Origin of the sequence: Citrobacter sp. CK188 (assembly GCF_030333525.1) — a bacterium.
Classification (GTDB): Bacteria; Pseudomonadota; Gammaproteobacteria; order Enterobacterales; family Enterobacteriaceae; genus Citrobacter_B; species Citrobacter_B koseri.
Genome location: NZ_JAOWFU010000029.1, coordinates 241134 through 263401 on the forward strand (window position 1 = coordinate 241134; position 22268 = coordinate 263401).

Here is a 22268-nt window from a genome sequence, read left to right on the forward strand (position 1 = left end):
CATCCGGCAGGTAAAATAAAAAAGCCCCGGCATTCATCATGCCGGGGCTTTTTGTTGTACTGAACTTAGAAGTTATAAGTCAGGCCAACCGTGTAACGACGACCGTCGAGAATGGTATCGTAAGTCTCGTAATCGATCTGTTTGTCCAGAACGTTATAGACGCCTGCGGTTAACAGTAGATTTTTGTACGCGTAATAACGCACACCAACATCAACCTGCGTATAAGACGGCGTTCCCTGGGCCATTGAAGTACGGCTCAGGTATTCGGAGGTCTTGCCGCGGAAGTTCAGACGGCTCCAGAAGCCAACATCCTGCGTTGCCTGCCAGTCCAGCGTGGTGTTGAACATATGCTTCGGCATTTTATTCAACGGCTTGCCAGAGAACTGACCGCTTTTCTGCTCAGATTCGGTATAGGTATAGTTCGCCGTCCAGTTGAGATCGCGGGTGATCTTCCAGCCAAAGGTGGACTCCACGCCGCGCATATTGGCTTTATCAACGTTGACGCGATCGCTGACAAAGTCGTATTTCTCACCACCAATAGTACAGGCCGGATCTGAACTGCTGTTGCAGCGGCGCACTTCAGTTATCTTATCTTTGAAGTCGGTATTGAACAGCGTCACGCCAGCGTTAAGGTTATCTCCGTTATCCCACAGCAGGCCCAACTCTTCGCTCAGGCTCTTTTCTGGTTTCAGGTCTGCGTTACCGACAATAATACCGTTCAGACGACCGCCGCCGGTAATCTGTCCCCAGGTCGGGGAGGACTGGCGCAGATCCGGTGCGCGGTAGCCCGCAGAGACGCCGCCTTTTAAGGTCCACTGATCGGTAAGATGCCATACGCCATAGCCACGCGGCGTCAAGTTGTCGCCATAGTTTTCATCTTTATCCATACGGATACCGCCGGTCAGCGTAAAGCTGTCGGTCATCGCCCACTCATCTTCAGCAAACAGCGCCCAGCTCCAGCGGGTCAGCTTGTTCACGTCTTCGTAGGCTTTTAACTGGTTGCCGTTATCGCTCAGTTTCTCGTAACGATACTGCCCACCTAATGTCAGGGTATGCGCGCCGAGGAAGATCTGGTTCTGGTTATTAAAGATGGTGTTGTAAGACTTCATCTGGCGACCGGGGTTGTTGGTCTCTTCCTGCTGAATGTAGCTGGTGGTGTTGAAGTCGTCGTAATAACCGCTGTGGGTTAAGGAATAGGTGGTGTGCTCATAGCGGTTTTCGCTTTTGCTGTTTGGCTTACAGCTACCGTTACGGCAGCTTTCTTCTGCCATTGACTTGCCTGGCGTACTGTCGCGATCCTGCAATTCACGCGCGATGTCGAAGTCAAAATCGTTTTTATCATCCGGCGTAAAGTTTAGCGTTAAAGCCCCGTTGCGCAGGCGCTGCTCGTTGTAGCCATTGACGATTTTGTCTTCCGCACGGCGAGAGAGCAGCCCGGTCACTTTCGCCCCCAGCAATCCGTCAATCAGCGGGCCGGACGCATAAGCGTTGGTCTGGTACAAATCACCGGAGTCCCTGTCTTCCTGGAAGGTGGCGTCGCCATGCAGGGAGCCGGTCCAGCCTTTCGTGTTGGACACTTTTTTGGTGATCACGTTAATGACGCCGCCCATCGCATCTGAACCGTAAAGCGATGACATTGGCCCGCGAATAACTTCAATACGCTCGATCGATTCCAGCGGCGGCAGCCAGCCTTGCTCGATCCCGGAGTTATCGCTGTTCGGACGCGTGCCGCGCGTGCTGATGCGCTTACCGTTGACCAGGAACAGCGTGTATTGCGAAGCCATCCCGCGGATGCTGATATCGCTACTGCTGCCGCCGCCGGTAACAACGACTCCGGGCACATCTTTCAGCGCATCGGTGACATCGCGATAGGCTTTGTCTTCGATCTGCTGTTTGGTGATAACGGAGATAGACGCAGGGGCGTTCTGGATTTTCTGCTCAAATCCCGTGGCGGTTACAACGACGGTGTCCTGATCGGCAGCATAGACGAGCGATGGGAGACACGCTGCGCATACTGCGGCAGCGATAGCCTTAACGTGAGGTATGGTCATTTTTGTCATTCCATTAAATGAGTAAAACTGCGAGCCATGAAAAAAGGCCATGACAACGGTATGTATTTGTCTTTTAAGTACTCTTTGCGGTGAATAAGCGGGACGAATTGTACAAAAGAATGAATATTTGTAAACACAAATGATAATTGAAATCATTTGTGTTTATTTGTTTTTCACGGAAAGGGATTTCAAATCAATAAGATGGCGGATCGTAAATGTGAGGAAATTTTGAAGAAAAAATGGAGAAATGAAGGATGAAAAGGAGGGCAGATACCCTCCGTTGTTACGTTATGGCAATAGATTATCGTTTTTTACAGACGATGGAGACGAGAAAGTAGCGCCAGGGAGAGCGTGGTTAATAAAATAGCGATGAAGGCGTAAATATAGACGCCAGACCATTCCCAGCTATTTTTCACCAGAATGACCGGTACGCCGGCCATTGCCGCGCCAACATAACTGAATAATCCCCGGAAACCGGTAATAGAACCCGCAGCATCTTTGTGAGTAACGTCCAGGCAGCCGACGGCAAAAAGCATATGCGGCCCGTACAGTGCAAATCCCATGATGGTGAAAAGTACGGCGGTGATGGTGTAAGAGGTATCCTGCACCAGTGGAATAAGCACGATGCATACGCAGAGCATTAAGGCGAAAATTAACCCCGTCATCCAGCGGTTGCTTTTAAACATAAAGTCTGACAAATATCCGGCCAGCAGTCCCCCTGCCAGCCCGCCAGCTTCGAACCACGAGATAATGGAGTTTGCTTTAATCAGGCTCCAGCCGTGTACCTGCGAGTAATAGATTTGCGGCCAGTCATTGAGAATAGTGCGCGCAATATACACGGACATATCGCCCACGATGATGATCCATACCAGTGGGTTGGTCAGAATGTATTTAACGAACACCTGCCAGAAGCTCAGATTGACCGGGCTGGCTTTTACCTGTGCAAGCTCGGTAGGGTCGTTACGCCATTCGCCGACATTGGGTAGCCCGAGGGTGCCGGGACGATCCTGAATCGTAAACAGCGCGACAACCCCCATCAGAAGGGAAATGACCCCAGGGACATAGAAGCCCATTTTCCAGCTGCCGCTAAAGGCAATGGCGAAGCTGGTGAGCAGCGGGGCAAGGCTGCCGCCAATGTTATGCGCTGCTTCAACGATTGCCCACCAGCGCCCGCGTTCGTTTTTTGAGAACCAGGAAGCCATAATTTTCGCCATTGGTGGGAAGCTGGTGCCCTGGAGAATCGCATTGAGGCTGTACAATACGTAGAACGCCGCGACGCTATCGGAAAAGCCAAAGAGAATATTGACGATGCCGACGCCAATCAGCACCGGGCCGGTCATGGCTTTAGGGTTAATTTTATCAACCAGCATGCCGCCAACAAACTTCATGGAACCATAAAGAATGTAAAAAATGGAGGACATGATGGCGAAATCTTCTGCGGTTAGCGACGTATCCGCCAGCATGGCTGGCATCGCAGCAGAAAAGTTTTTACGGGTCAGATAGAATACGGCATAAGAGATAAATACCGAGGTGATGATCTCTGTGCGAAATTTTTTATAAGTATGATCAATCTCTTTTTTCGAGTTAGCAACAGGCCGATCGGCCTGACTGAAAATAAATGCTTTTATGTTCATCGTGAGTTTCCCTTCCGGCGACGGAAATGTGGTTATAATTCATCTTCAATAAAGAACAGAAGTGATTCGAATCCATGAAAATTAATCTGGTGATGGATTGTTTCTCTGACAACGGGTTTTGCCCGCCACGCGATACCGGTTCCCGCGTACGTTAGCATCGGCAGATCGTTTGCGCCGTCGCCGCAGGCAATAATGTTGTGTACAGCGAGGTTGAGTTGTGTTGCCAGCGCAGAGAGCGTTTGCCGCTTTTTCCTGGCATTCATGATCGGGAAGGTAATATTGTCCGTCAGGACGTTATCTTTTATTTCAACCGTGTTGGAAAAGGCGTAGTCGAGCTGATACTTTTCTTTCAGCCGTTGAGTGAAAATATCCAGACCACCGGAAATAATGGCCGTTTTAAACCCTTTGTTTTTCAGTACCGGCAACATAGCGGCAAGGCCGGGGGAAATCGTCATTCGATCGCAAACGGCATTGAGGACATCACAGTGCGTGCCTTTTAACATGCGAATACGGCGGGTAAAACTGGTGTCGAAATCTACTTTCCCTTCCATCGCCTGTTGGGTCATCTCCGCGATTTGCGCAGAGATGCCAAGCGTGTGAGCGATTTCATCCACGCCTTCCTCTTCAATAAACGTTGAGTCCATATCAAATGCAATCAGTCCCTTTGTGGGGATGCTCTGAGGTTTGACAAAAAAATCAAACTGCAATTGCAGTGATGCAGCGCGTAATTTCTGATAAATAGCCTGCGTCAGCATTTCATCGGGTAGCGTAAGTTTTAAATAATCCTTATTGATTAATGCCAGATGCCGACGCTCTAATAAATAATGACATTGCATTGCGTGAGAACGAAGAAAATCATTATATAACCACGCCTGAAGTTGCTCTGTGTTTGTTGATGTGACGAAGTAAGTTATTGCCATCATGTTGCTCCTTTACATTGCGCTTTATTATAATGGGCGGCGTTTGTTTCTTGTGCGTCGTGCTATCACAGATATGAATGTTAAAGAAAAGATAAAATGGTATTGTTTTTAATACCTGATAATGAATAAGCATGAAAAGTATCATTTTTAATATGTTGATTACGGTATATTATCGCCATCCCACCCTGCGCTTTTTTTAGGAATACATATATAAAAATGGAAAGTTGCGTTGATATATTCAAAATTGTGATAGGTCCATCCAGTTCAAGAACCGTGGGGCCAATGCGTGCGGCTTGCAATTTCATTTCGCAGCTAAAACGGCAGGATACGCTGCCGTTACTCAGGAATATTGAAATTGAATTGTTTGGCGCATTATCGTTAAGCCGTAAATGCCACAATGTTGATGCCGCGCTTTATCTGGGGTTGCTGGGAAATCAGCCGGAGAAGGTGGATTTACGTATGCAACTGACCGCCATCAGGCGTGCGGAAAATGACGGTATGCTTGACGTGCCCGCCCCGGCGAACAGCACGGTGACAGTGGCGGTGAAAATTATTGCGAATCACCATGCGCATCCCGGACATCCTTATGCGATGACCTTTCGCGCCAAAGATGATTACTTTACGTTATACGAGGAGACGTGGTTTTCGACCGGCGCCGGGCAGGTACGAAAATACGGTGAGTCTGCGCCCGTGGCGACAGATCAGACACGCGCCTCTCCCTTTGCCTTTCGCAACGCCGCGCAGTTGCAGGCGCTGTGCCAACGCAACGGGCTTTCCGTTGCGGCGCTGATGATGAAAAATGAGCTGAACAGCCATTCTCAGCCCTCATTACAGCGCTATTTAACGCAGGTCTGGGAGGTTATGAAGCAGGCCGTCCACCGTGGCCTGCATACCGAAGGGCTGCTTCCCGGCCCTTATCAGATCCCGCGTCGGGCCTGCGCATTGCATAAATCGTTGTGTATGAAGCCTTTGGCAGCGGATTTTCTGACGACCCTGAACTGGGTTAACGTGTTTGCTATTGCCGTGAGTGAAGAGAATGCGGCAGGCGGGCAGATTGTCACGGCGCCGACGAATGGCGCAAGTGGCATTATTCCGGCGGTATTGAGCTGGTACGATAAGTTTGTTTGTCCGCTGGACGCGGGCGCCATCACCCGTTTTTTTCTTACGGCAGGTGCCGTCGCGCTGTTGTTTAAACAGAATGCGTCGATTTTAGGATCGGAAGTGGGATGCCAGGGGGAGATCGGCGTCGCATGTTCGATGGCGGCGGCAGGGCTGGCGGAGTTGATGGGCGCATCCGTCGGGCAGGTATTAAGCGCTGCGGAAATTGCGATGGAGCACCATCTGGGGTTGACCTGCGATCCGGTTGGCGGGCAGGTGCAAATTCCCTGTATAGAAAGAAACGCCATCTCTGCCGTAAAAGCCATTAATGCGGCGACGATGGCGATGAGCCGCATCAGCGAGCCCTGTATTTCTCTGGATGAAATTATTGCTGCCATGTATGAAACCGGCAAAGACATGAGCGCAAAATATCGCGAGACTTATCACGGATGCCTCGGAAAAATTCAGCCAAGAAAAAGGTGCTAGTACATTGAAATACCAAACAATGAATAATGACGAGATCGTCTGGTCGCTCTGCGCGCGCATCAAGGAAACGCGGATTTCCCTGTCTATGACGCAACAGCAGCTTGCCGATCGCGCGCAGGTAGGCATCGCGACGATCAAGCGTATTGAGAAAGGCGCTGGCCTGAACCTCGATACGCTGATTTCTCTCCTGCGCGCGCTTGATAAACTGCACAATCTGGATGCGATTTTGTTTGAATCAGAAATGCGCAATTTTAGCGAGAGCGAGAGTGCCGGGCGTCTTCAGATTCGCCAGCAGGTTGCTGATTTAAACCGGAAATCGTCTGCGCCGCAAGCCGATGACAATAACGATATTGCGGCGCTGGAAAAAGCCGTTTACTGGTGATCAGCTCAGCAGATGCTGTGCATGGAAGCGCAGATGATCCTCAATAAACGAGGCGATAAAGTAATAACTGTGGTCGTAGCCCGGTTGAATACGTAACGTCATCGGCCAGTCCTTCTGGCGCGCGGCTTCGGCCAGTACCGCCGGTTGTAGCTGATCGGCGAGGAACTGATCGTTATCGCCTTGATCAATCAGCGTTGGAATGGCGTGTTCCGGCTGGCTGGCGAGCATCAGCGCGCAACTGTCCCACTCAACCCAGGCCGATCTCTCTTCCCCCAGATAGGCCGTAAACGCTTTTTCTCCCCACGGTACGCGGCACGGATTCACGATGGGCGCAAAGGCGGAAACGCTGGTGTATTTCCCCGGATTCTTCAGCGCCATGATCAATGCGCCGTGCCCGCCCATTGAATGTCCGCTGATCGCGCAACGTTCACCCACGTTAAACTGCGACTGGATCAGCGCCGGGAGTTCATCGCGCAGGTAGTCGTACATGCGGAAATGCGCGGCCCAGGGCTGCTGCGTCGCGTTGAGATAGAATCCCGCGCCTTTACCTAAATCATAACCTTCGTCATCGGCGACCTGTTCGCCGCGCGGACTGGTGTCCGGCATCACCAGCACAATGCCCAGTTCGGCGGCAATGCGTTGCGCACCGGCTTTGGTGGTGAAGTTCTCATCATTACAGGTTAACCCTGACAGCCAGTACAGCACCGGAGGCGGCGTTGTACTGCGGGGAGGCGGGAGAAAGATGCTGAATGTCATGGCGCAATTCAGCGTGGTGGAGTCGTGTCGCCAGCGTTGCTGCCAGCCTTCAAAACAACGGTGCTCTTCGAGCATATCCATGCGTGGCTCCTTTTGTGTTGAACCTGAATGAGTCGTGCAATTTCCCCATAATACAGATTATTCATTGCGCTGTGAGTAACTTTCACTTCCGCATTTATCTAACATGCTTCATCATCTACACAACTTTACATTAACACCTGGCGTCATGGCCCGTCAGATTTAGCGTGCGGAACCGCCGTGGAGAATCCGGGACATGAAAGGCAGCGGCGATTTCAATAATTATCGTTGTGAATACTGGATTATGTGCGCCGCCTCACGCACAATAAACGGGCTGCCAACAGCCTAAAAACTTTGCCCCACGCAGGGCAGAGGCGCCACACCTGCAGGAGAAGAATAAATGTCATCACTCAGTAAAGAAGCGGCCCTGGTTCATGAAGCGCTGGTTGCGCGTGGTCTGGAAACGCCGCTGCGCCCGCCCGTGCATGAGATGGATAACGAAACGCGCAAACGTCTTATTTCGGGGCATATGACCGAGATTATGCAGTTGCTGAATCTCGACTTGAGCGATGACAGTCTGATGGAAACGCCGCATCGCATCGCTAAAATGTATGTCGATGAGATTTTCTCCGGCCTTGATTACGCCAATTTCCCGAAGATCACCGTGATTGAAAACAAGATGAAAGTGGATGAAATGGTGACGGTGCGCGATATCACGCTTACCAGCACCTGCGAACACCATTTCGTCACGATCGACGGGAAAGCGACGGTGGCCTATATCCCGAAAGATTCGGTGATTGGCCTGTCGAAGATTAACCGTATTGTGCAGTTCTTTGCGCAGCGCCCGCAGGTTCAGGAGCGTCTGACCCAACAGATTCTGACCGCGCTGCAAACGCTGCTTGGCACCAATAACGTCGCGGTCTCAATCGACGCTGTGCATTACTGCGTGAAAGCGCGCGGCATTCGCGATGCGACCAGCGCCACCACCACGACTTCCCTCGGCGGATTGTTTAAATCCAGCCAGAACACGCGCCAGGAGTTCCTGCGCGCCGTGCGTCACCACAACTGATCAGGGCAGGGAGTATGGAGCGTAATGTCACGCTGGATTTTATTCGTGGCGTCGCCATCCTCGGTATCCTGCTTCTTAATATCAGCGCCTTTGGCTTGCCAAAGGCGGCTTACCTTAATCCCGCCTGGTATGGCAAGATCACCGCGTCTGACGCATGGACGTGGGCGATCCTCGACCTGTTCGCGCAGGTAAAATTCCTTACGCTTTTTGCGCTGTTATTCGGCGCGGGTCTGCAAATGCTGCTGCCGCGCGGCAAACGCTGGATTCAGTCGCGTCTGACGCTGCTCGTCCTGTTGGGCTTTATCCACGGTTTGCTGTTCTGGGATGGCGACATTCTGCTGGCGTATGGCCTTGTCGGCCTGATTTGCTGGCGGCTGGTACGCGACGCGCCGTCGGTAAAAAGTTTATTTAATACCGGTATTTTGCTCTATCTGGCGGGGATCGGCGTGTTGCTGCTGTTAGGGTCTATCTCGGCGAGTGAAACCAGCCGCGCCTGGACGCCGGATGCCTCTGCCTTGTTGTATGAAAAATACTGGAAGATTAACGGCGGCATGGAGGCGGTCAGCAACCGGGTCGATCTGCTGTCGAACAGTCTGCTGGCGCTGGGGGCGCAGTATGGCTGGCAGCTGGCTGGAATGATGCTGCTGGGCGCGGCGCTGATGCGCAGCGGCTGGCTGAAGGGCCAGTACAGCCTGCAACACTACCGGCGTACGGGCGTATTGCTTGTCGTCGTCGGCGTGCTGATTAACCTTCCGGCCATTATTGTACAGTGGCGGCTGGACTGGGCGTATCGCTGGTGCGCTTTTCTGCTACAGGCGCCGCGTGAATTGAGCGCGCCGTTTCAGACTATAGGTTACACCGCGTTGATGCTGGGATTCTGGCCGCAGCTCAGCCGTTTTAAACTGGTCATTGCCATTGCCTGCGTAGGGCGGATGGCGTTGAGCAACTATCTGTTGCAGACGCTGATCTGCACCACGCTGTTCTACCAGTTCGGTTTATTTATGAAATTCGACCGACTGACGCTGCTGATATTCATCATTCCTGTCTGGCTGGTGAACCTGCTTTTCTCCTGGATTTGGCTGCGTTTCTATCGGCAAGGGCCGGTGGAATGGCTCTGGCGGCAATTAACCCTCCGTGCTTCCGGGACGTCATTATCGGGAACATCCAGATAACGATCTGGATCACATTCATTAACAAAACGCATGTAACCGTTTCCAGCCCTGTGACCTTACTCACGTAGTCCTGAACGAAGCGCTGACAAAATACCCACCTGCTAAACACAGGGTGTCTGTGAGCAACGGCAATCTCAAACAGGGTAGTGAATATGGTAACCATTCGTGATGTGGCACGTCAGGCTGGCGTTTCCGTAGCGACCGTTTCTCGCGTGCTGAATAACAGTGCGCTGGTCAGTCCCGATACGCGCGAAGCGGTAATGAAGGCGGTCACGCTGCTGGGTTACCGCCCTAATGCTAATGCGCAAGCGCTGGCGACGCAGATAAGCGACACCATCGGCGTGGTGGTGATGGACGTGTCAGATGCGTTTTTTGGCGCACTGGTCAAAGCGGTGGATGTGGTTGCCCAACAACACAACAAATATGTGCTGATCGGCAACAGTTATCATGAGGCTGAAAAAGAGCGTCATGCCATCGAGGTTCTGATTCGACAGCGCTGTAACGCATTGATTGTTCATTCGAAAGCGTTAAGTGACCAGGAGCTGGGAGCGTTTATGGACCAGATCCCAGGTATGGTGCTGATCAATCGTATTGTGCCGGGTTATGCCCACCGTTGCGTGTGCCTGGACAATATCAGCGGCGCAAAAATGGCGACCCGCATGCTGCTCAATAATGGTCATCAACGGATTGGTTATCTGGCTTCCAGTCACCGCATTGAAGATGACACAATGCGTAAAGAAGGGTGGCTGAGCGCGTTGCAGGAGCAGGGGATTACGCCGCCAGAAAGCTGGATTGGCACGGGTTCCCCGGACATGCAGGGCGGTGAAGCGGCGATGGTGGAACTGCTGGGGCGAAACCTGCAACTGACCGCCGTATTCGCCTATAACGACAGCATGGCCGCTGGCGCGCTCACGGCGTTAAAAGACAATGGCATTGCCATCCCGTTACATCTTTCCATCATCGGTTTTGATGATATTCCTATTGCCCGTTACACCGACCCGCAGCTGACCACGGTGCGTTATCCCATTGCTTCTATGGCGAAAATGGCAACGGAACTGGCGTTGCAGGGTGCGGCCGGCACGCTGGATTCAACGGCGACGCACTGTTTTATGCCAACGCTGGTGCGTCGTCATTCGGTTGCGCTAAGACAGAATGCGGCCCCGATCACTAACCAGCAACGTCAGGGGATGTAACCGCTTTCAATATGTGAGTAAATTCACAGTATCTTAACAATACGATAGCTATGATGGCACCGTTTGAAGCACTGTAAATACTATGTAACGGTGAATAATCACTTTTAACGCATCGTCAGGGCATTAAACAGCAATTAAAGCATATTTTTGGAGCGTTACCGGGCACGGAAGAAAGATTTTTTAACAGTGAGCTTCGGCGTTCAGTAACACTTCATTAACGTTCTGCCCTGCCGAGCATTTTTCTCAAGCACTACCCTGCATAATAAAACCGGAGATACCATGAATAAGAAGGCGTTAACTCTGTCTGCTGTGATGGCAAGCATGTTATTTGGCGCGGCTGCGCACGCTGCTGATACTCGCATTGGTGTGACGATTTATAAATATGACGATAACTTTATGTCCGTCGTGCGTAAGGCTATCGAAAGAGACGCCCAGGCGGCGCCTGATGTGCAGTTGCTGATGAATGACTCGCAGAACGATCAGTCCAAGCAAAACGACCAGATCGACGTGCTGTTGGCAAAAGGGGTAAAAGCGCTGGCGATCAACCTGGTTGACCCGGCTGCGGCAGGTACGGTAATTGAGAAAGCGCGTGGTCAGAATGTCCCGATTGTGTTCTTCAACAAAGAACCTTCCCGCAAAGCGCTGGATAGCTATGACAAAGCCTATTACGTCGGCACTGACTCCAAAGAATCCGGTATCATCCAGGGCGATCTGATCGCTAAACACTGGCAGGCTAATCAGGGTTGGGATCTGAACAAAGATGGCCAAATCCAGTTCGTACTGCTGAAAGGCGAGCCGGGCCACCCGGATGCTGAAGCGCGTACCACCTATGTTATCAAAGAGCTGAACGACAAAGGCATCAAAACTGAGCAGCTGCAAATGGATACCGCGATGTGGGATACCGCAATGGCGAAAGACAAAATGGACGCATGGCTGTCCGGCCCGAACGCCAACAAAATTGAAGTGGTTATCGCGAATAACGACGCAATGGCGATGGGCGCGGTAGAAGCGCTGAAAGCGCACAATAAAACCAGCGTTCCGGTATTCGGCGTAGATGCGTTACCTGAAGCGCTGGCGCTGGTGAAATCCGGCGCGCTGGCAGGTACCGTGCTGAACGATGCCAACAACCAGGCGAAAGCCACCTTTGATCTGGCGAAAAACCTGGCCGATGGTAAAGGCGCGGCTGACGGCACCGACTGGAAAATCGAGAACAAAATTGTTCGCGTTCCGTACGTAGGTGTTGATAAAGACAATCTGGCTGAGTTTACCAACAAGTAATTCGTATATCGTTTTCTTTGGGCGCAATAACATTGCGCCCTTTATTAACGCACTCTGCGAGGCCAACAAGGTATAATTATGGTCAGCACTACTACTCCGTCGTCAGGCGAATACTTGTTGGAAATGAGCGGCATCAACAAGTCTTTTCCCGGCGTAAAGGCACTTGACAATGTTAATTTAAAAGTCCGCCCGCACTCGATTCACGCCTTAATGGGGGAGAATGGCGCAGGAAAATCAACATTATTAAAATGCCTTTTTGGGATCTATCAAAAAGATTCCGGTAGCATTTTATTTCAGGGGAAAGAGATCGATTTTCATTCTGCCAAAGAAGCTCTGGAGAATGGTATTTCGATGGTTCACCAGGAGCTAAACCTGGTGTTACAGCGCTCCGTCATGGATAACATGTGGTTAGGGCGTTACCCAACCAAAGGTATGTTTGTCGATCAGGATAAAATGTACCGGGATACCAAAGCGATATTTGATGAACTGGATATTGATATCGATCCGCGTGCGCGTGTCGGGACATTATCCGTTTCACAAATGCAGATGATCGAAATTGCGAAGGCGTTTTCCTACAATGCCAAAATTGTGATCATGGATGAGCCGACCTCTTCATTAACGGAAAAAGAGGTTAACCATCTGTTCACTATTATTCGCAAACTGAAAGAGCGCGGCTGCGGTATTGTGTATATCTCGCATAAAATGGAAGAGATTTTCCAGCTGTGCGATGAGGTCACCGTCTTGCGCGACGGCCAGTGGATTGCGACGCAGCCGCTGGAAGGGCTGGATATGGACAAGATCATCGCCATGATGGTGGGTCGTTCCCTGAACCAGCGTTTCCCGGACAAGCAAAACAAGCCGGGAGAGGTCATTCTGGAAGTGCGTAACCTGACGTCTCTGCGCCAGCCGTCGATCCGCGACGTCTCTTTTGATCTGCATAAAGGGGAAATTCTCGGGATTGCGGGTCTGGTAGGGGCAAAGCGTACCGATATTGTTGAAACGCTTTTTGGTATCCGGGAAAAATCATCGGGTACGATTACGCTGCACGGCAAAAAGATTAATAACCACAACGCGAATGAAGCCATTAATCACGGTTTCGCGCTGGTAACGGAAGAACGTCGTTCAACCGGGATCTACGCGTATCTGGATATTGGTTTCAACTCTTTAATTTCCAACATCCGCAATTACAGAAATAAAGTCGGTTTGCTGGATAATTCCCGCATGAAGAGCGATACCCAGTGGGTTATTGACTCAATGCGCGTGAAAACGCCAGGTCATCGCACGCAAATTGGCTCTCTTTCGGGGGGCAACCAGCAGAAGGTCATTATTGGCCGGTGGCTGTTAACGCAGCCAGAAATATTAATGCTGGATGAGCCAACGCGCGGTATTGATGTCGGCGCAAAATTTGAAATCTATCAACTGATTGCGGAACTGGCGAAAAAAGAGAAGGGGATTATTATCATTTCTTCCGAAATGCCGGAATTGTTAGGGATTACAGATCGTATTCTGGTAATGAGCAATGGCCTTGTTGCCGGGATTGTTGACACAAAAACAACAACGCAAAACGAAATTCTGCGTCTTGCGTCTTTGCACCTTTAAGATCAGGGGCTCCTCATGAGTGCGTTAAATAAGAAAAGTTTTCTTACTTATCTGAAAGAAGGCGGAATTTACGTTGTTCTTTTAGTCTTGCTGGCCATTATTATTTTCCAGGACCCTACATTTTTAAGTCTGCTGAACTTAAGTAACATTCTGACGCAGTCCTCCGTGCGTATTATCATCGCGCTGGGTGTGGCAGGGTTGATTGTCACCCAGGGGACTGACCTGTCTGCGGGGCGTCAGGTTGGCCTGGCGGCCGTGGTCGCCGCAACGCTGTTGCAGTCCGTGGAAAACGCCAATAAGGTCTTCCCGGAAATGGCCACCATGCCGATTCCGCTGGTGATCCTGATTGTCTGCGCAATTGGGGCCGTCATTGGTCTGCTTAACGGCATTATCATTGCGTACCTTAATGTGACGCCGTTCATCACGACCCTGGGCACGATGATTATCGTTTATGGCATCAACTCCCTGTATTACGACTTCGTCGGGGCGTCGCCGATTTCGGGGTTTGATAGCGGGTTCTCGACGTTTGCGCAGGGCTTTATTGCGCTGGGCAGTTTCCGGCTCTCCTACATTACCTTCTATGCGCTGATTGCGGTGGCGTTTGTCTGGATCCTGTGGAATAAAACCCGTTTCGGTAAGAACATTTTCGCTATCGGCGGCAACCCGGAAGCGGCAAAAGTGTCCGGCGTTAACGTGGGGCTGAACCTGCTGATGATCTATGCGTTGTCCGGTGTGTTCTACGCATTCGGCGGTTTGCTGGAAGCGGGGCGTATCGGTTCTGCGACCAACAACCTCGGCTTTATGTATGAGCTGGATGCGATTGCCGCCTGCGTGGTCGGCGGCGTGTCGTTTAGCGGCGGCGTCGGGACGGTATTCGGCGTTGTGACCGGTGTGATTATCTTTACCGTCATCAACTACGGCCTGACCTATATCGGCGTGAACCCTTACTGGCAGTACATCATTAAAGGCGGCATCATTATCTTCGCGGTGGCGCTGGACTCGCTGAAATACGCCCGTAAGAAGTAATTACCGGCATGAAAAAGCCCGAAGCAGGCAACTGTTTCGGGCTTTTTTGTTTCTGCGCGTTATCTAAAGAACAGAAAATAAATGCCTGCGGCGAGCGTACAAACCGACATGCACAGATATAACCCAATGTAGCTCCAGTAAAGGAGAGGGGTTTCTGCACGGTAGGCGTATACGGGTTCGCGGGCGTTCCTGACGACTTTATCCACGGCGCCAGAGCGCCAGCCTTTGTAGGCTTCCCGTAAGCTAAACAGCATCACCATCAGGACGGCGATGACCACAAAGATCGTTTTCCCTTCCACGCTTATTTTCCTTGTTTCTTTTGCAGTTCCAGCAATTGCTCAGGCGTTACTGCCGGGTAGCCCTGGGCGTCATCCGGCACCTGATGCATTGTTGGAATGGGAACTAACGGGCCTAAGAAGCGAGGTTCCCGTTTGAAAATATAAAGGTCCGCCAGCGCGCCAAATCGGGCGCCAAATTCACGTACGCGTACCGTTAACATATCTTTTGGCGACGGCACCGCATAGCACTGAGCCTGAATCCCCATATGCAGCGCAATAAACAGCGCGCGTTCACAGTGGAAACGCTGGGTAATGATGATGAAGTCGTTGGTATCAAACACTTTGCGCGTGCGCACAATGGAGTCCAGCGTGCGAAAACCGGCATAATCGAGCACGATGTCGGCAGGATCAACGCCCCCGGCGATCAGATCCTTACGCATCGTCATCGGTTCGTTATAGCTTTGCAGCGCGTTATCGCCGCTGAGCAGCAGATAATTGACCTTGCCGCTGTTGTAGGCGTTTAACGCGCCCTGAATGCGGTAGCGGTAATACTGATTAATGACGCCGGTGCGATAGTATTTTGCGGTGCCTAATACCACTCCCACCTGGCGGTAGGGGAGATCCTGTAATTCGTCGTAAATATAGGGCGCGGTTTTCCAGCTCATCCATCTGTCGAGACCAAGCACAGTCAACAGCAGCAAGCCGATCAGGACTAACAGGCTGTAAAACACGCGCTTTAACATGCAGAGAACTCGATAAAGGGATGAAATTTCAATCAGGCTACTGTACCCGCTGTCGAAGCGCAAGAAACAGCAGTCTGATTGGGGGGATTTTAGACATTCTTGCCATTTGCATGTTGCCCGATGGCGCTGCGCTTATCGGGCCTACGCACATTGCGTGTTCCAGGGCTTAACCCAGCAGTACGCGGTCGATATTATTGCAGCCTAACGCTTTCAGCGTGGCGGCGGTGGCGTCCCACTGGATTAACGGCGCGTCGGCTTTCTCCGCCAGAATTGCGCGCTGAATATCTGGATAGTCATACCCGTTCAGGTTCAGCAGATTCAGTGCGCCCTGCAAAGGCGGCAGCGTAGGGTTAAAGGCGGCGTTCTCGGCATAGCTGCCGGTGAAAATACGCCCGTCTTTGCATTCCAGCGCCACGCCGCTTGGGGAGTGGCTGTAAGGCATATGACATTTATTGGCGGCGGCAATCGCTGCCTGAGTCAGCGCGTCGCCCTCCAGCGCGAAACCGTGATCCTGCTCGTCCATCAGCAGCGTTTTGATCTCCAGGTCTTTCGGGCCGAAAGCGTCGGGCAGGTAGTCGCGTAAGGTATGCGGTACGCGCCCCGGCAGGTGGATACGCAGATCCAGGCCGCTGTTCAGTTCGTTCATAAACTGACGGCAATGACCGCAAGGGGTGTAGTTAACCGTGATGGCGGCGAGCCCTTTTTCACCGCGCAGCCAGGCGTGGCCGATCGCGCTTTGCTCGGCATGAACGGTTTGCTGCATCGTCGCGCCCAGGAACTCCATATTCCCACCGAAATACCAGGCCCCACTGATGCCGCGCGCGATAGCGCCAACGTTAAAGTGGGAAAGGTCGGTGCGTGCGCAGGCGGCAGCCAGCGGCAGGAGCGCGAAAGCCAGCGCGTCTTCGTCCAGCCCCGATTCACGCTTAAGCGTCGAGACCTGCTCCGCAGTCAGCATGGCGGGAAAATGCTCATCTGCCAGAATCGGCGCCAGCGCTGATTGCAGATTATCCGCAAGTTGGCCAAAAGCAGTTTGAAAACGTGGATGCATGGCGTTGCCTCATAACAATGTAATGGAATCGTAGTTTACGGAGCTGTTACGGCTTTATATGTGATCCAAATCTCATTGTTATTGCAACTTGTGAAACTTAAATTAAAAATGCGCGACGCATCGCAAATTTTAACCCGCTACCGCCAGAATAATCGGGAAGAGAAACGGCGCCAGCAGCGAGGTGATGATCCCGCAGATCACCAGCGCCAGCGAACTGAACGCCCCTTCCTGGTAATCCAGCTCGGCGCAGCGTGCAGTGCCCAGGGCGTGCGAGGCGGTTCCCATTGCCAGACCGCGTGCGGCTTTGGTACGGATACGCATGAGGTTGAGCAGGGTATGACCAAATACGGCGCCCAGTATCCCGACGAAAATAACGCAGACGGCGCTAATGGCGGGAATGCCGCCGATGCTGCCGCCCACCGCCATTGCGATTGGGGTTGTGACCGATTTCGGTAATACCGATGCGGCGATTTCCGGCGTGGCGCCCATCAGTAAGGCGACAGTGGTTCCGGTCACCATGGCGACCACGCTGCCGACGAAGCAGATCGTGATGATGGATTTCCAGCGGGCGCGGATCTGGTGCAGTTGTTCATATAAAGGGTACGCCAGCGCCACGACGGCGGGTTGCAGCAGGTCGTTGAGCACCTCGCTGCCTTTGAAATAGTGATCGTAAGGAATGCCGGTCAGCATCAGAAACGGGATGATGACCACCATGGCAACCAGCAACGGGTTAAGCAACGGCATCTTAAAGCGCGCAGCCAGTTTGCGGGCGGCGAAAAAGACCGCCAGCGTCAGGGGTAACGACCACCAGATATACGACATCATTTTTTCGATCCTTTCTGCCCTAACACTTTTCGTTCACCGTGTACGATATGCGAACTCCAGCTCACGACCAGGAAAACAACCAGCGTACTGATCGCACAGGAGACCACCACCGGGCCAAACTGCGCGCGCAGCAAATCGAAGTACTGCATGACGCCGACGCCAATCGGCACAAACAGCAGCGCCATGTAACGGATCAGGACATAGCATCCCGGGTTTACCCACTTCGCTGGCAGAATTTGTAGCGCCAGTAAAACAAACAGAATCAACATGCCGATGATGCTGCCGGGAATCGTGATAGGAAGCAGCGATGCAATGAAAATACCCGCATACAAACAGGCATATATCAGCACAAATGCGCGTAAATACTGCCAGATGATATTCAGTGATTTACTCATGGTAAAAGCCCTTGATGAAACAGATTCATCATACAATTAAACTTTAAAACGTGCTACCGATCACATCATGAATTCTGAGCATAGTGGAAATAGACAACGGGAACATCGGGCAACGCCCCGTTGCCCGCGCTAAACCTGCGCCAGAAAATGCAGAAAACGACTCAACGCGAGAGAAGGGGTCTCGTTCTTGCGCCAGAACATGCCCACGCTTCCTTTCTGTTCTATTTTCGGCAGGTTTAAGATAGCCAACTGGCCCTGGCTGGCATAGCGTTGCGCCAGGCGTAGAGAAAGAATAGAGATCATATCGCTGCTTTGCAGCAAATTGGTGCTGACGTTCATCGAGGCGGATTCGATGGTGTTTTCCGGCAGCATCACGCCGTTGTCCACCAGGGCGTTATCAATGCTGATGCGAATTGGCGTACCGGTCGGCCAGACAATCCAGCGCCAGTGGGCGAGGTCGTTCCAGGAAAGCGTGGTGTGTGAGGCCAGGGGATGATGGGGGCGGGCGACAAAGCAGACCGGTTCGGTGTAGAGCACCTGATAATTTAACGGCAGCTGGAGCGCCCGACCGCCTACGCGGCCTACCACCACGTCCAGCGACCCGGCGAGCAGATCGTGTAAAAGCGGGGTCATGACTTTCTCTTCAATATTCAGGTGCAGCGTCGGCATCTCATTGAGCAGGCAGAGGATCGCCTGCGACACGCAGTCTGTCGCGACCGGTGAACAGCCGATTTTCAGGCTTCCCACCAGCCCACCTTGCTTAAAGCGCGCGATCTCATACTGCGAACGTTCCATATCGTTGATGAGCCGCTGCGCATGCTGGAGCAACAGCTTGCCTCCTTCTGAAGGGCGTAACCCCTTGCTGTGGCGTTCAAAAAGCGTGATTCCGATCTCATCTTCAAGCTGTGACAGCCACTTCGACAGCGCGGGCTGGGTGATGTTCATCATTCGCGCAACGTGGGTCAGATTCCCTTGTTCCCCCAGCGCGACCAGCATTTGCAGGTGGTGCAGCTTCAATTTTTGCGCCCAATTCGCCATTTGATATAACCCCCAGGTTATGCCTCTGCCCGAAATGCCATTGTACATTTCATCGCCATGATTACAAACTTGCAACATACAAAAAACAAAAATGACATCTACCTTACCTGCACCGAGGCATTCACTATGACTCAACGACGTGATCTACAAGCACTGATTGACGCCGCCCCCGTCGGCAAAATGCAGTGGCGCGTTATCATCTGCTGCTTTCTGGTGGTAATGCTCGACGGTTTTGATACGGCCGCAATTGGCTTTATTGCGCCGGATATCCGTACGCACTGGCAATTGAGCGCCAGCGATCTGGCTCCGCTGTTCGGCGCGGGTCTGCTGGGGCTGACGGCAGGGGCACTATTGTGCGGCCCGCTGTCAGACCGTTTTGGCCGTAAACGGGTGATTGAACTGTGCGTGGCGCTGTTTGGCGCCTTGAGCCTGCTTTCCGCCTTCTCGCCGGATTTGCAAACGCTGGTGGTACTGCGCTTTTTAACCGGGCTAGGGCTGGGCGGCGCGATGCCGAATACCATCACTATGACGTCGGAATATCTTCCCGCCCGCCGCCGCGGGGCGCTGGTGACGCTGATGTTCTGTGGGTTTACCCTCGGTTCGGCGATGGGCGGCATCGTCAGCGCGCAACTGGTGCCGCTGATTGGCTGGCACGGCATTCTGGTGCTCGGCGGCGTATTGCCCTTAATGCTGTTCTTCGCCTTGCTGTTTGTTCTGCCAGAGTCGCCACGCTGGCAGGTGCGTCGTCAGCGCCCGCAGGCGGCGATTGCCAGAACGGTTGGCGCCATCACTGGCGAACGCTACGACAATACGCATTTCTATCTTCATGAAGCCGCCGCCATTTCAAAAGGCAGTATCCGCCAGCTTTTTGTCGGGCGTCAGCTTCCCATTACCCTGATGTTATGGGTCGTGTTCTTCATGAGTCTGCTCATTATCTACCTGCTCTCCAGCTGGATGCCGACGCTCCTGAATCACCGGGGAATCGATTTGCAGCATGCCTCCTGGGTCACTGCCGCATTCCAGGTCGGCGGTACGCTCGGCGCGCTGTTACTCGGCGTACTGATGGACAAACACAATCCGTTCCGGGTGCTGGCCGTGAGCTACGCGCTGGGCGCCGTCTGCATCGTGATGATTGGCCTGAGTGAAAACGGACTGTGGCTGATGGCGCTGGCGATTTTTGGTACGGGCATTGGCATCAGCGGATCGCAGGTGGGGTTGAATGCCTTAACTGCGACGCTGTACCCGACTCAAAGCCGTGCAACCGGCGTGAGCTGGTCCAATGCCGTCGGGCGCTGCGGCGCCATTGTCGGTTCGCTCTCCGGCGGCATGATGATGGCGATGAATTTCTCTTTCGATACGCTGTTTTTCGTCATCGCGATTCCGGCTGCCATTAGCGCGGTGATGCTCGCCATGTTGACGGCGGTTGTCCGCCACTCAGCCTCTGAACCTGACGTGCTGCCCCGGGCAGGCGTCGTGAACGAATAAGGAGAACCTCCATGTCTGAAGTGAATCAGGATGTTAAACACAACCGTCAGCAGTTTTATCAGCACATTTCCGGGCAAAACCTGACGCCGCTCTGGGAGTCGCTGCACCACCTGGTGCCGCAAACGCCGAACGCCAATTGTGCGCCTGCGTACTGGAACTATCAGGAGATCCGCCCGCTGTTGCTGGAAAGCGGCAACCTGATTGGCGCGAAAGAGGCTGTCCGCCGGGTACTGGTGCTGGAAAACCCGGCGCTGCGCGGACAGTCGTCAATTACCGCGACGCTGTACGCAGGGCTGCAATTGATTTTACCGGGCGAGGTGGCGCCGAGTCATCGCCACAACCAGTCAGCGCTGCGTTTTATTGTGGAAGGGCAAGGCGCGTTCACCGCCGTTGACGGCGAGCGGACGCAGATGCACCCGGGCGACTTTATTCTGACGCCGCAGTGGCGCTGGCACGATCACGGCAACCCTGGCGACGAGCCGGTGGTATGGCTGGACGGTCTGGATCTGCCGCTGGTGAATACGCTGGGCTGCGGGTTTGCAGAAGATTACCCGGAAGAACAGCAGCCGGTGACGCGCAAAGAAGGCGATTACCTGCCGCGCTACGCCGCCAACATGCTGCCGCTACGCCACCAGGTCGGCAATTCCTCGCCGATTTTCAACTACCGCTACGACCGTAGCCGTGAAGCGCTGCATGACCTGACCCGGATGGGGGAACCTGACGAGTGGGATGGCTACAAGATGCGCTACGTCAACCCGGTCACCGGGGGCTATCCGATGCCTTCGATGGGCGCGTTTTTGCAACTGTTGCCGAAAGGGTTTGCGTCGCGCGTGGCGCGCACGACCGACAGCACCATTTATCACGTTGTGGAAGGTTCCGGGCAGGTCACCATTGGCAATGAGACGTTCCACTTCACGGCGAAAGATATCTTTGTAGTGCCGACATGGCACGGGGTGTCGTTCCAGACCACGGAAGATACCGTTTTATTCAGTTTTTCGGACAAACCGGTTCAGGAAGCCCTCGGCTTGTTCCGCGAAGCGCGTGATTAAATTGGGAGAGAAAAGATGAGCAAATATGTATTCGAACCTCAGGCGCCAGTCGCGGTGCCGGTTGTTGGCAGCGATGAGCAATTCCCGGTTCGCCGCGTCTACTGCGTTGGCCGTAACTACGCCGCCCATGCCCGTGAGATGGGGTTCGATCCCGATCGTGAGCCGCCGTTCTTCTTCTGCAAACCGGCCGATGCGGTCGTACCGGTTGCGGCTGGCGAAACGCTGGCGCTGGCCTATCCGTCGCAGACCGATAACTATCACTATGAAATTGAACTGGTGGTGGCGATAGGCAAGCAGGGCAGCGATATTCCGCTTGAGCAGGCGCATGAGTATGTCTGGGGCTATGCCACCGGGCTGGATATGACCCGCCGCGACCGCCAGATGGAAATGCGCCAGATGGGGCGCCCGTGGGAAATCGGCAAAGCGTTTGATTCGTCCGCGCCGATTGCGCCGCTGCATAAAGCGACCGATGTGGCAGACGTCAACAACGCGCCGATTTGGTTACAGGTAAACGGGGAAGATCATCAGCGCAGCGATATTCGCCATCTGATCTGGTCCGTCAATGAAACCATCAGCTACCTGTCCGGCTTTTTTGAACTGCAACCGGGCGACCTGATTTTCACCGGCACGCCGGAAGGGGTCGGGGCAGTGGTGAAAGGGGATGTGATTACCGGCAATGTGGAAGGGTTAACGCCGATCGCCGTGAAGATTGTCTGAGGTGA

General features: G+C 53.0%; 21 protein-coding genes. 11 read left to right on the forward strand and 10 right to left on the reverse strand.

The window, feature by feature from the left end:
- Positions 1-65: 65 nt before the first annotated feature.
- From OGV67_RS06450 to serB, 3 genes are all read right to left on the reverse strand, one after another.
- Complete coding sequence (locus tag OGV67_RS06450) at positions 66-2051, reverse strand: ligand-gated channel protein (protein ID WP_286465113.1); 1986 nt, start codon at positions 2049-2051, stop codon at positions 66-68.
- A gap of 311 nt (positions 2052-2362) precedes the next feature.
- Positions 2363-3685, reverse strand: a complete 1323-nt coding sequence (locus tag OGV67_RS06455; protein WP_115614681.1) for an MFS transporter — start codon at positions 3683-3685, stop codon at positions 2363-2365.
- Between the two features lie 32 nt (positions 3686-3717).
- The gene (gene serB, locus OGV67_RS06460; RefSeq protein WP_115609097.1) at positions 3718-4605 is read right to left on the reverse strand and encodes a phosphoserine phosphatase SerB; all 888 of its coding nucleotides are present in this window, start codon (positions 4603-4605) and stop codon (positions 3718-3720) included.
- A 216-nt stretch (positions 4606-4821) separates the two neighbouring features.
- Between serB and OGV67_RS06465 the strand changes: the two genes are divergently transcribed.
- Both OGV67_RS06465 and OGV67_RS06470 read left to right on the forward strand, forming a co-directional pair.
- Positions 4822-6189, forward strand: coding sequence for an L-serine ammonia-lyase (locus OGV67_RS06465; RefSeq protein WP_115614682.1), 1368 nt, complete (start codon positions 4822-4824; stop codon positions 6187-6189).
- A gap of 4 nt (positions 6190-6193) precedes the next feature.
- Positions 6194-6571, forward strand: a complete 378-nt coding sequence (locus OGV67_RS06470) for a helix-turn-helix transcriptional regulator (protein WP_024130176.1) — start codon at positions 6194-6196, stop codon at positions 6569-6571.
- Here the strand turns inward: OGV67_RS06470 and fghA are convergent, their stop codons facing one another.
- A complete protein-coding gene (fghA, locus tag OGV67_RS06475; protein ID WP_047462493.1) occupies positions 6572-7408 on the reverse strand; it encodes an S-formylglutathione hydrolase in 837 nt (278 codons plus the stop codon).
- Between the two features lie 337 nt (positions 7409-7745).
- Here fghA and folE point away from each other — a divergent pair, with 337 nt between their 5' ends.
- The 6 genes from folE (at position 7746) to mglC (ending at position 14682) form a co-directional block, all read left to right on the forward strand.
- Positions 7746-8414: a GTP cyclohydrolase I FolE gene (gene folE, locus OGV67_RS06480; RefSeq protein WP_012131616.1), complete on the forward strand. Its 669-nt coding sequence runs from the start codon at positions 7746-7748 to the stop codon at positions 8412-8414.
- Between the two features lie 14 nt (positions 8415-8428).
- Positions 8429-9586, forward strand: a complete 1158-nt coding sequence (gene yeiB / locus OGV67_RS06485; RefSeq protein WP_115614683.1) for a DUF418 domain-containing protein YeiB — start codon at positions 8429-8431, stop codon at positions 9584-9586.
- Between the two features lie 152 nt (positions 9587-9738).
- Positions 9739-10779, forward strand: coding sequence for an HTH-type transcriptional regulator GalS (galS, locus tag OGV67_RS06490; protein ID WP_012131618.1), 1041 nt, complete (start codon positions 9739-9741; stop codon positions 10777-10779).
- Positions 10780-11058: 279 nt separating this feature from the next.
- Positions 11059-12057 carry a galactose/glucose ABC transporter substrate-binding protein MglB gene (gene mglB, locus OGV67_RS06495; protein ID WP_012131619.1) on the forward strand — a complete coding sequence of 333 codons (999 nt, stop codon included), beginning with the start codon at positions 11059-11061 and terminating at the stop codon, positions 12055-12057.
- Positions 12058-12135: 78 nt separating this feature from the next.
- Positions 12136-13656: a galactose/methyl galactoside ABC transporter ATP-binding protein MglA gene (mglA, locus tag OGV67_RS06500; protein ID WP_047462502.1), complete on the forward strand. Its 1521-nt coding sequence runs from the start codon at positions 12136-12138 to the stop codon at positions 13654-13656.
- 15 nt (positions 13657-13671) lie between these two features.
- Positions 13672-14682 (forward strand): galactose/methyl galactoside ABC transporter permease MglC, encoded by a 1011-nt coding sequence (gene mglC, locus OGV67_RS06505; RefSeq protein WP_012131621.1) that lies wholly within the window; start codon positions 13672-13674, stop codon positions 14680-14682.
- A gap of 59 nt (positions 14683-14741) precedes the next feature.
- On the opposite strand, the gene OGV67_RS06510 is transcribed toward mglC, so the two are convergent.
- From OGV67_RS06510 to OGV67_RS06535, 6 genes are all read right to left on the reverse strand, one after another.
- Positions 14742-14981 carry a DUF2542 family protein gene (locus OGV67_RS06510; protein ID WP_115614684.1) on the reverse strand — a complete coding sequence of 80 codons (240 nt, stop codon included), beginning with the start codon at positions 14979-14981 and terminating at the stop codon, positions 14742-14744.
- Between the two features lie 2 nt (positions 14982-14983).
- On the reverse strand, positions 14984-15703 hold the full coding sequence (sanA, locus tag OGV67_RS06515) for an outer membrane permeability protein SanA (protein ID WP_012131623.1): 720 nt from the start codon (positions 15701-15703) through the stop codon (positions 14984-14986).
- Positions 15704-15869: 166 nt separating this feature from the next.
- A complete protein-coding gene (cdd, locus tag OGV67_RS06520; protein WP_104868449.1) occupies positions 15870-16754 on the reverse strand; it encodes a cytidine deaminase in 885 nt (294 codons plus the stop codon).
- 129 nt (positions 16755-16883) lie between these two features.
- Positions 16884-17579, reverse strand: coding sequence for a CidB/LrgB family autolysis modulator (locus OGV67_RS06525; protein WP_012131625.1), 696 nt, complete (start codon positions 17577-17579; stop codon positions 16884-16886).
- A complete protein-coding gene (locus OGV67_RS06530; RefSeq protein ID WP_012131626.1) occupies positions 17576-17974 on the reverse strand; it encodes a CidA/LrgA family protein in 399 nt (132 codons plus the stop codon). The genes OGV67_RS06525 and OGV67_RS06530 overlap by 4 nt, the downstream gene beginning before the upstream one ends.
- Positions 17975-18103: 129 nt before the next feature.
- A complete protein-coding gene (locus OGV67_RS06535; RefSeq protein WP_115614686.1) occupies positions 18104-19012 on the reverse strand; it encodes a LysR substrate-binding domain-containing protein in 909 nt (302 codons plus the stop codon).
- Between the two features lie 126 nt (positions 19013-19138).
- Here OGV67_RS06535 and mhbT point away from each other — a divergent pair, with 126 nt between their 5' ends.
- From mhbT to OGV67_RS06550, 3 genes are read left to right on the forward strand one after another with little or no spacing between them, the layout of a single operon-like run.
- Positions 19139-20497, forward strand: coding sequence for a 3-hydroxybenzoate transporter MhbT (gene mhbT / locus OGV67_RS06540; protein WP_115614687.1), 1359 nt, complete (start codon positions 19139-19141; stop codon positions 20495-20497).
- An 11-nt stretch (positions 20498-20508) separates the two neighbouring features.
- A complete protein-coding gene (gene gtdA, locus OGV67_RS06545) occupies positions 20509-21546 on the forward strand; it encodes a gentisate 1,2-dioxygenase (RefSeq protein ID WP_071258977.1) in 1038 nt (345 codons plus the stop codon).
- Between the two features lie 15 nt (positions 21547-21561).
- Positions 21562-22263: a fumarylacetoacetate hydrolase family protein gene (locus OGV67_RS06550; protein ID WP_071258975.1), complete on the forward strand. Its 702-nt coding sequence runs from the start codon at positions 21562-21564 to the stop codon at positions 22261-22263.
- Positions 22264-22268: the final 5 nt, after the last annotated feature.

What these genes read in the sequence shown, in the direction of transcription:
- OGV67_RS06450 (WP_286465113.1), bottom strand. Translation starts at nt 2,051, where the DNA reads ATGACCATACCTCACGTTAAGGCTATCGCTGCCGCAGTATGCGCAGCG.
- OGV67_RS06455 (WP_115614681.1), bottom strand. Translation starts at nt 3,685, where the DNA reads ATGAACATAAAAGCATTTATTTTCAGTCAGGCCGATCGGCCTGTTGCT.
- serB (WP_115609097.1), bottom strand. Translation starts at nt 4,605, where the DNA reads ATGGCAATAACTTACTTCGTCACATCAACAAACACAGAGCAACTTCAG.
- OGV67_RS06465 (WP_115614682.1), top strand. Translation starts at nt 4,822, where the DNA reads ATGGAAAGTTGCGTTGATATATTCAAAATTGTGATAGGTCCATCCAGT.
- fghA (WP_047462493.1), bottom strand. Translation starts at nt 7,408, where the DNA reads ATGGATATGCTCGAAGAGCACCGTTGTTTTGAAGGCTGGCAGCAACGC.
- folE (WP_012131616.1), top strand. Translation starts at nt 7,746, where the DNA reads ATGTCATCACTCAGTAAAGAAGCGGCCCTGGTTCATGAAGCGCTGGTT.
- yeiB (WP_115614683.1), top strand. Translation starts at nt 8,429, where the DNA reads ATGGAGCGTAATGTCACGCTGGATTTTATTCGTGGCGTCGCCATCCTC.
- galS (WP_012131618.1), top strand. Translation starts at nt 9,739, where the DNA reads ATGGTAACCATTCGTGATGTGGCACGTCAGGCTGGCGTTTCCGTAGCG.
- mglB (WP_012131619.1), top strand. Translation starts at nt 11,059, where the DNA reads ATGAATAAGAAGGCGTTAACTCTGTCTGCTGTGATGGCAAGCATGTTA.
- mglA (WP_047462502.1), top strand. Translation starts at nt 12,136, where the DNA reads ATGGTCAGCACTACTACTCCGTCGTCAGGCGAATACTTGTTGGAAATG.
- mglC (WP_012131621.1), top strand. Translation starts at nt 13,672, where the DNA reads ATGAGTGCGTTAAATAAGAAAAGTTTTCTTACTTATCTGAAAGAAGGC.
- sanA (WP_012131623.1), bottom strand. Translation starts at nt 15,703, where the DNA reads ATGTTAAAGCGCGTGTTTTACAGCCTGTTAGTCCTGATCGGCTTGCTG.
- cdd (WP_104868449.1), bottom strand. Translation starts at nt 16,754, where the DNA reads ATGCATCCACGTTTTCAAACTGCTTTTGGCCAACTTGCGGATAATCTG.
- OGV67_RS06525 (WP_012131625.1), bottom strand. Translation starts at nt 17,579, where the DNA reads ATGATGTCGTATATCTGGTGGTCGTTACCCCTGACGCTGGCGGTCTTT.
- OGV67_RS06530 (WP_012131626.1), bottom strand. Translation starts at nt 17,974, where the DNA reads ATGAGTAAATCACTGAATATCATCTGGCAGTATTTACGCGCATTTGTG.
- OGV67_RS06535 (WP_115614686.1), bottom strand. Translation starts at nt 19,012, where the DNA reads ATGGCGAATTGGGCGCAAAAATTGAAGCTGCACCACCTGCAAATGCTG.
- mhbT (WP_115614687.1), top strand. Translation starts at nt 19,139, where the DNA reads ATGACTCAACGACGTGATCTACAAGCACTGATTGACGCCGCCCCCGTC.
- gtdA (WP_071258977.1), top strand. Translation starts at nt 20,509, where the DNA reads ATGTCTGAAGTGAATCAGGATGTTAAACACAACCGTCAGCAGTTTTAT.
- OGV67_RS06550 (WP_071258975.1), top strand. Translation starts at nt 21,562, where the DNA reads ATGAGCAAATATGTATTCGAACCTCAGGCGCCAGTCGCGGTGCCGGTT.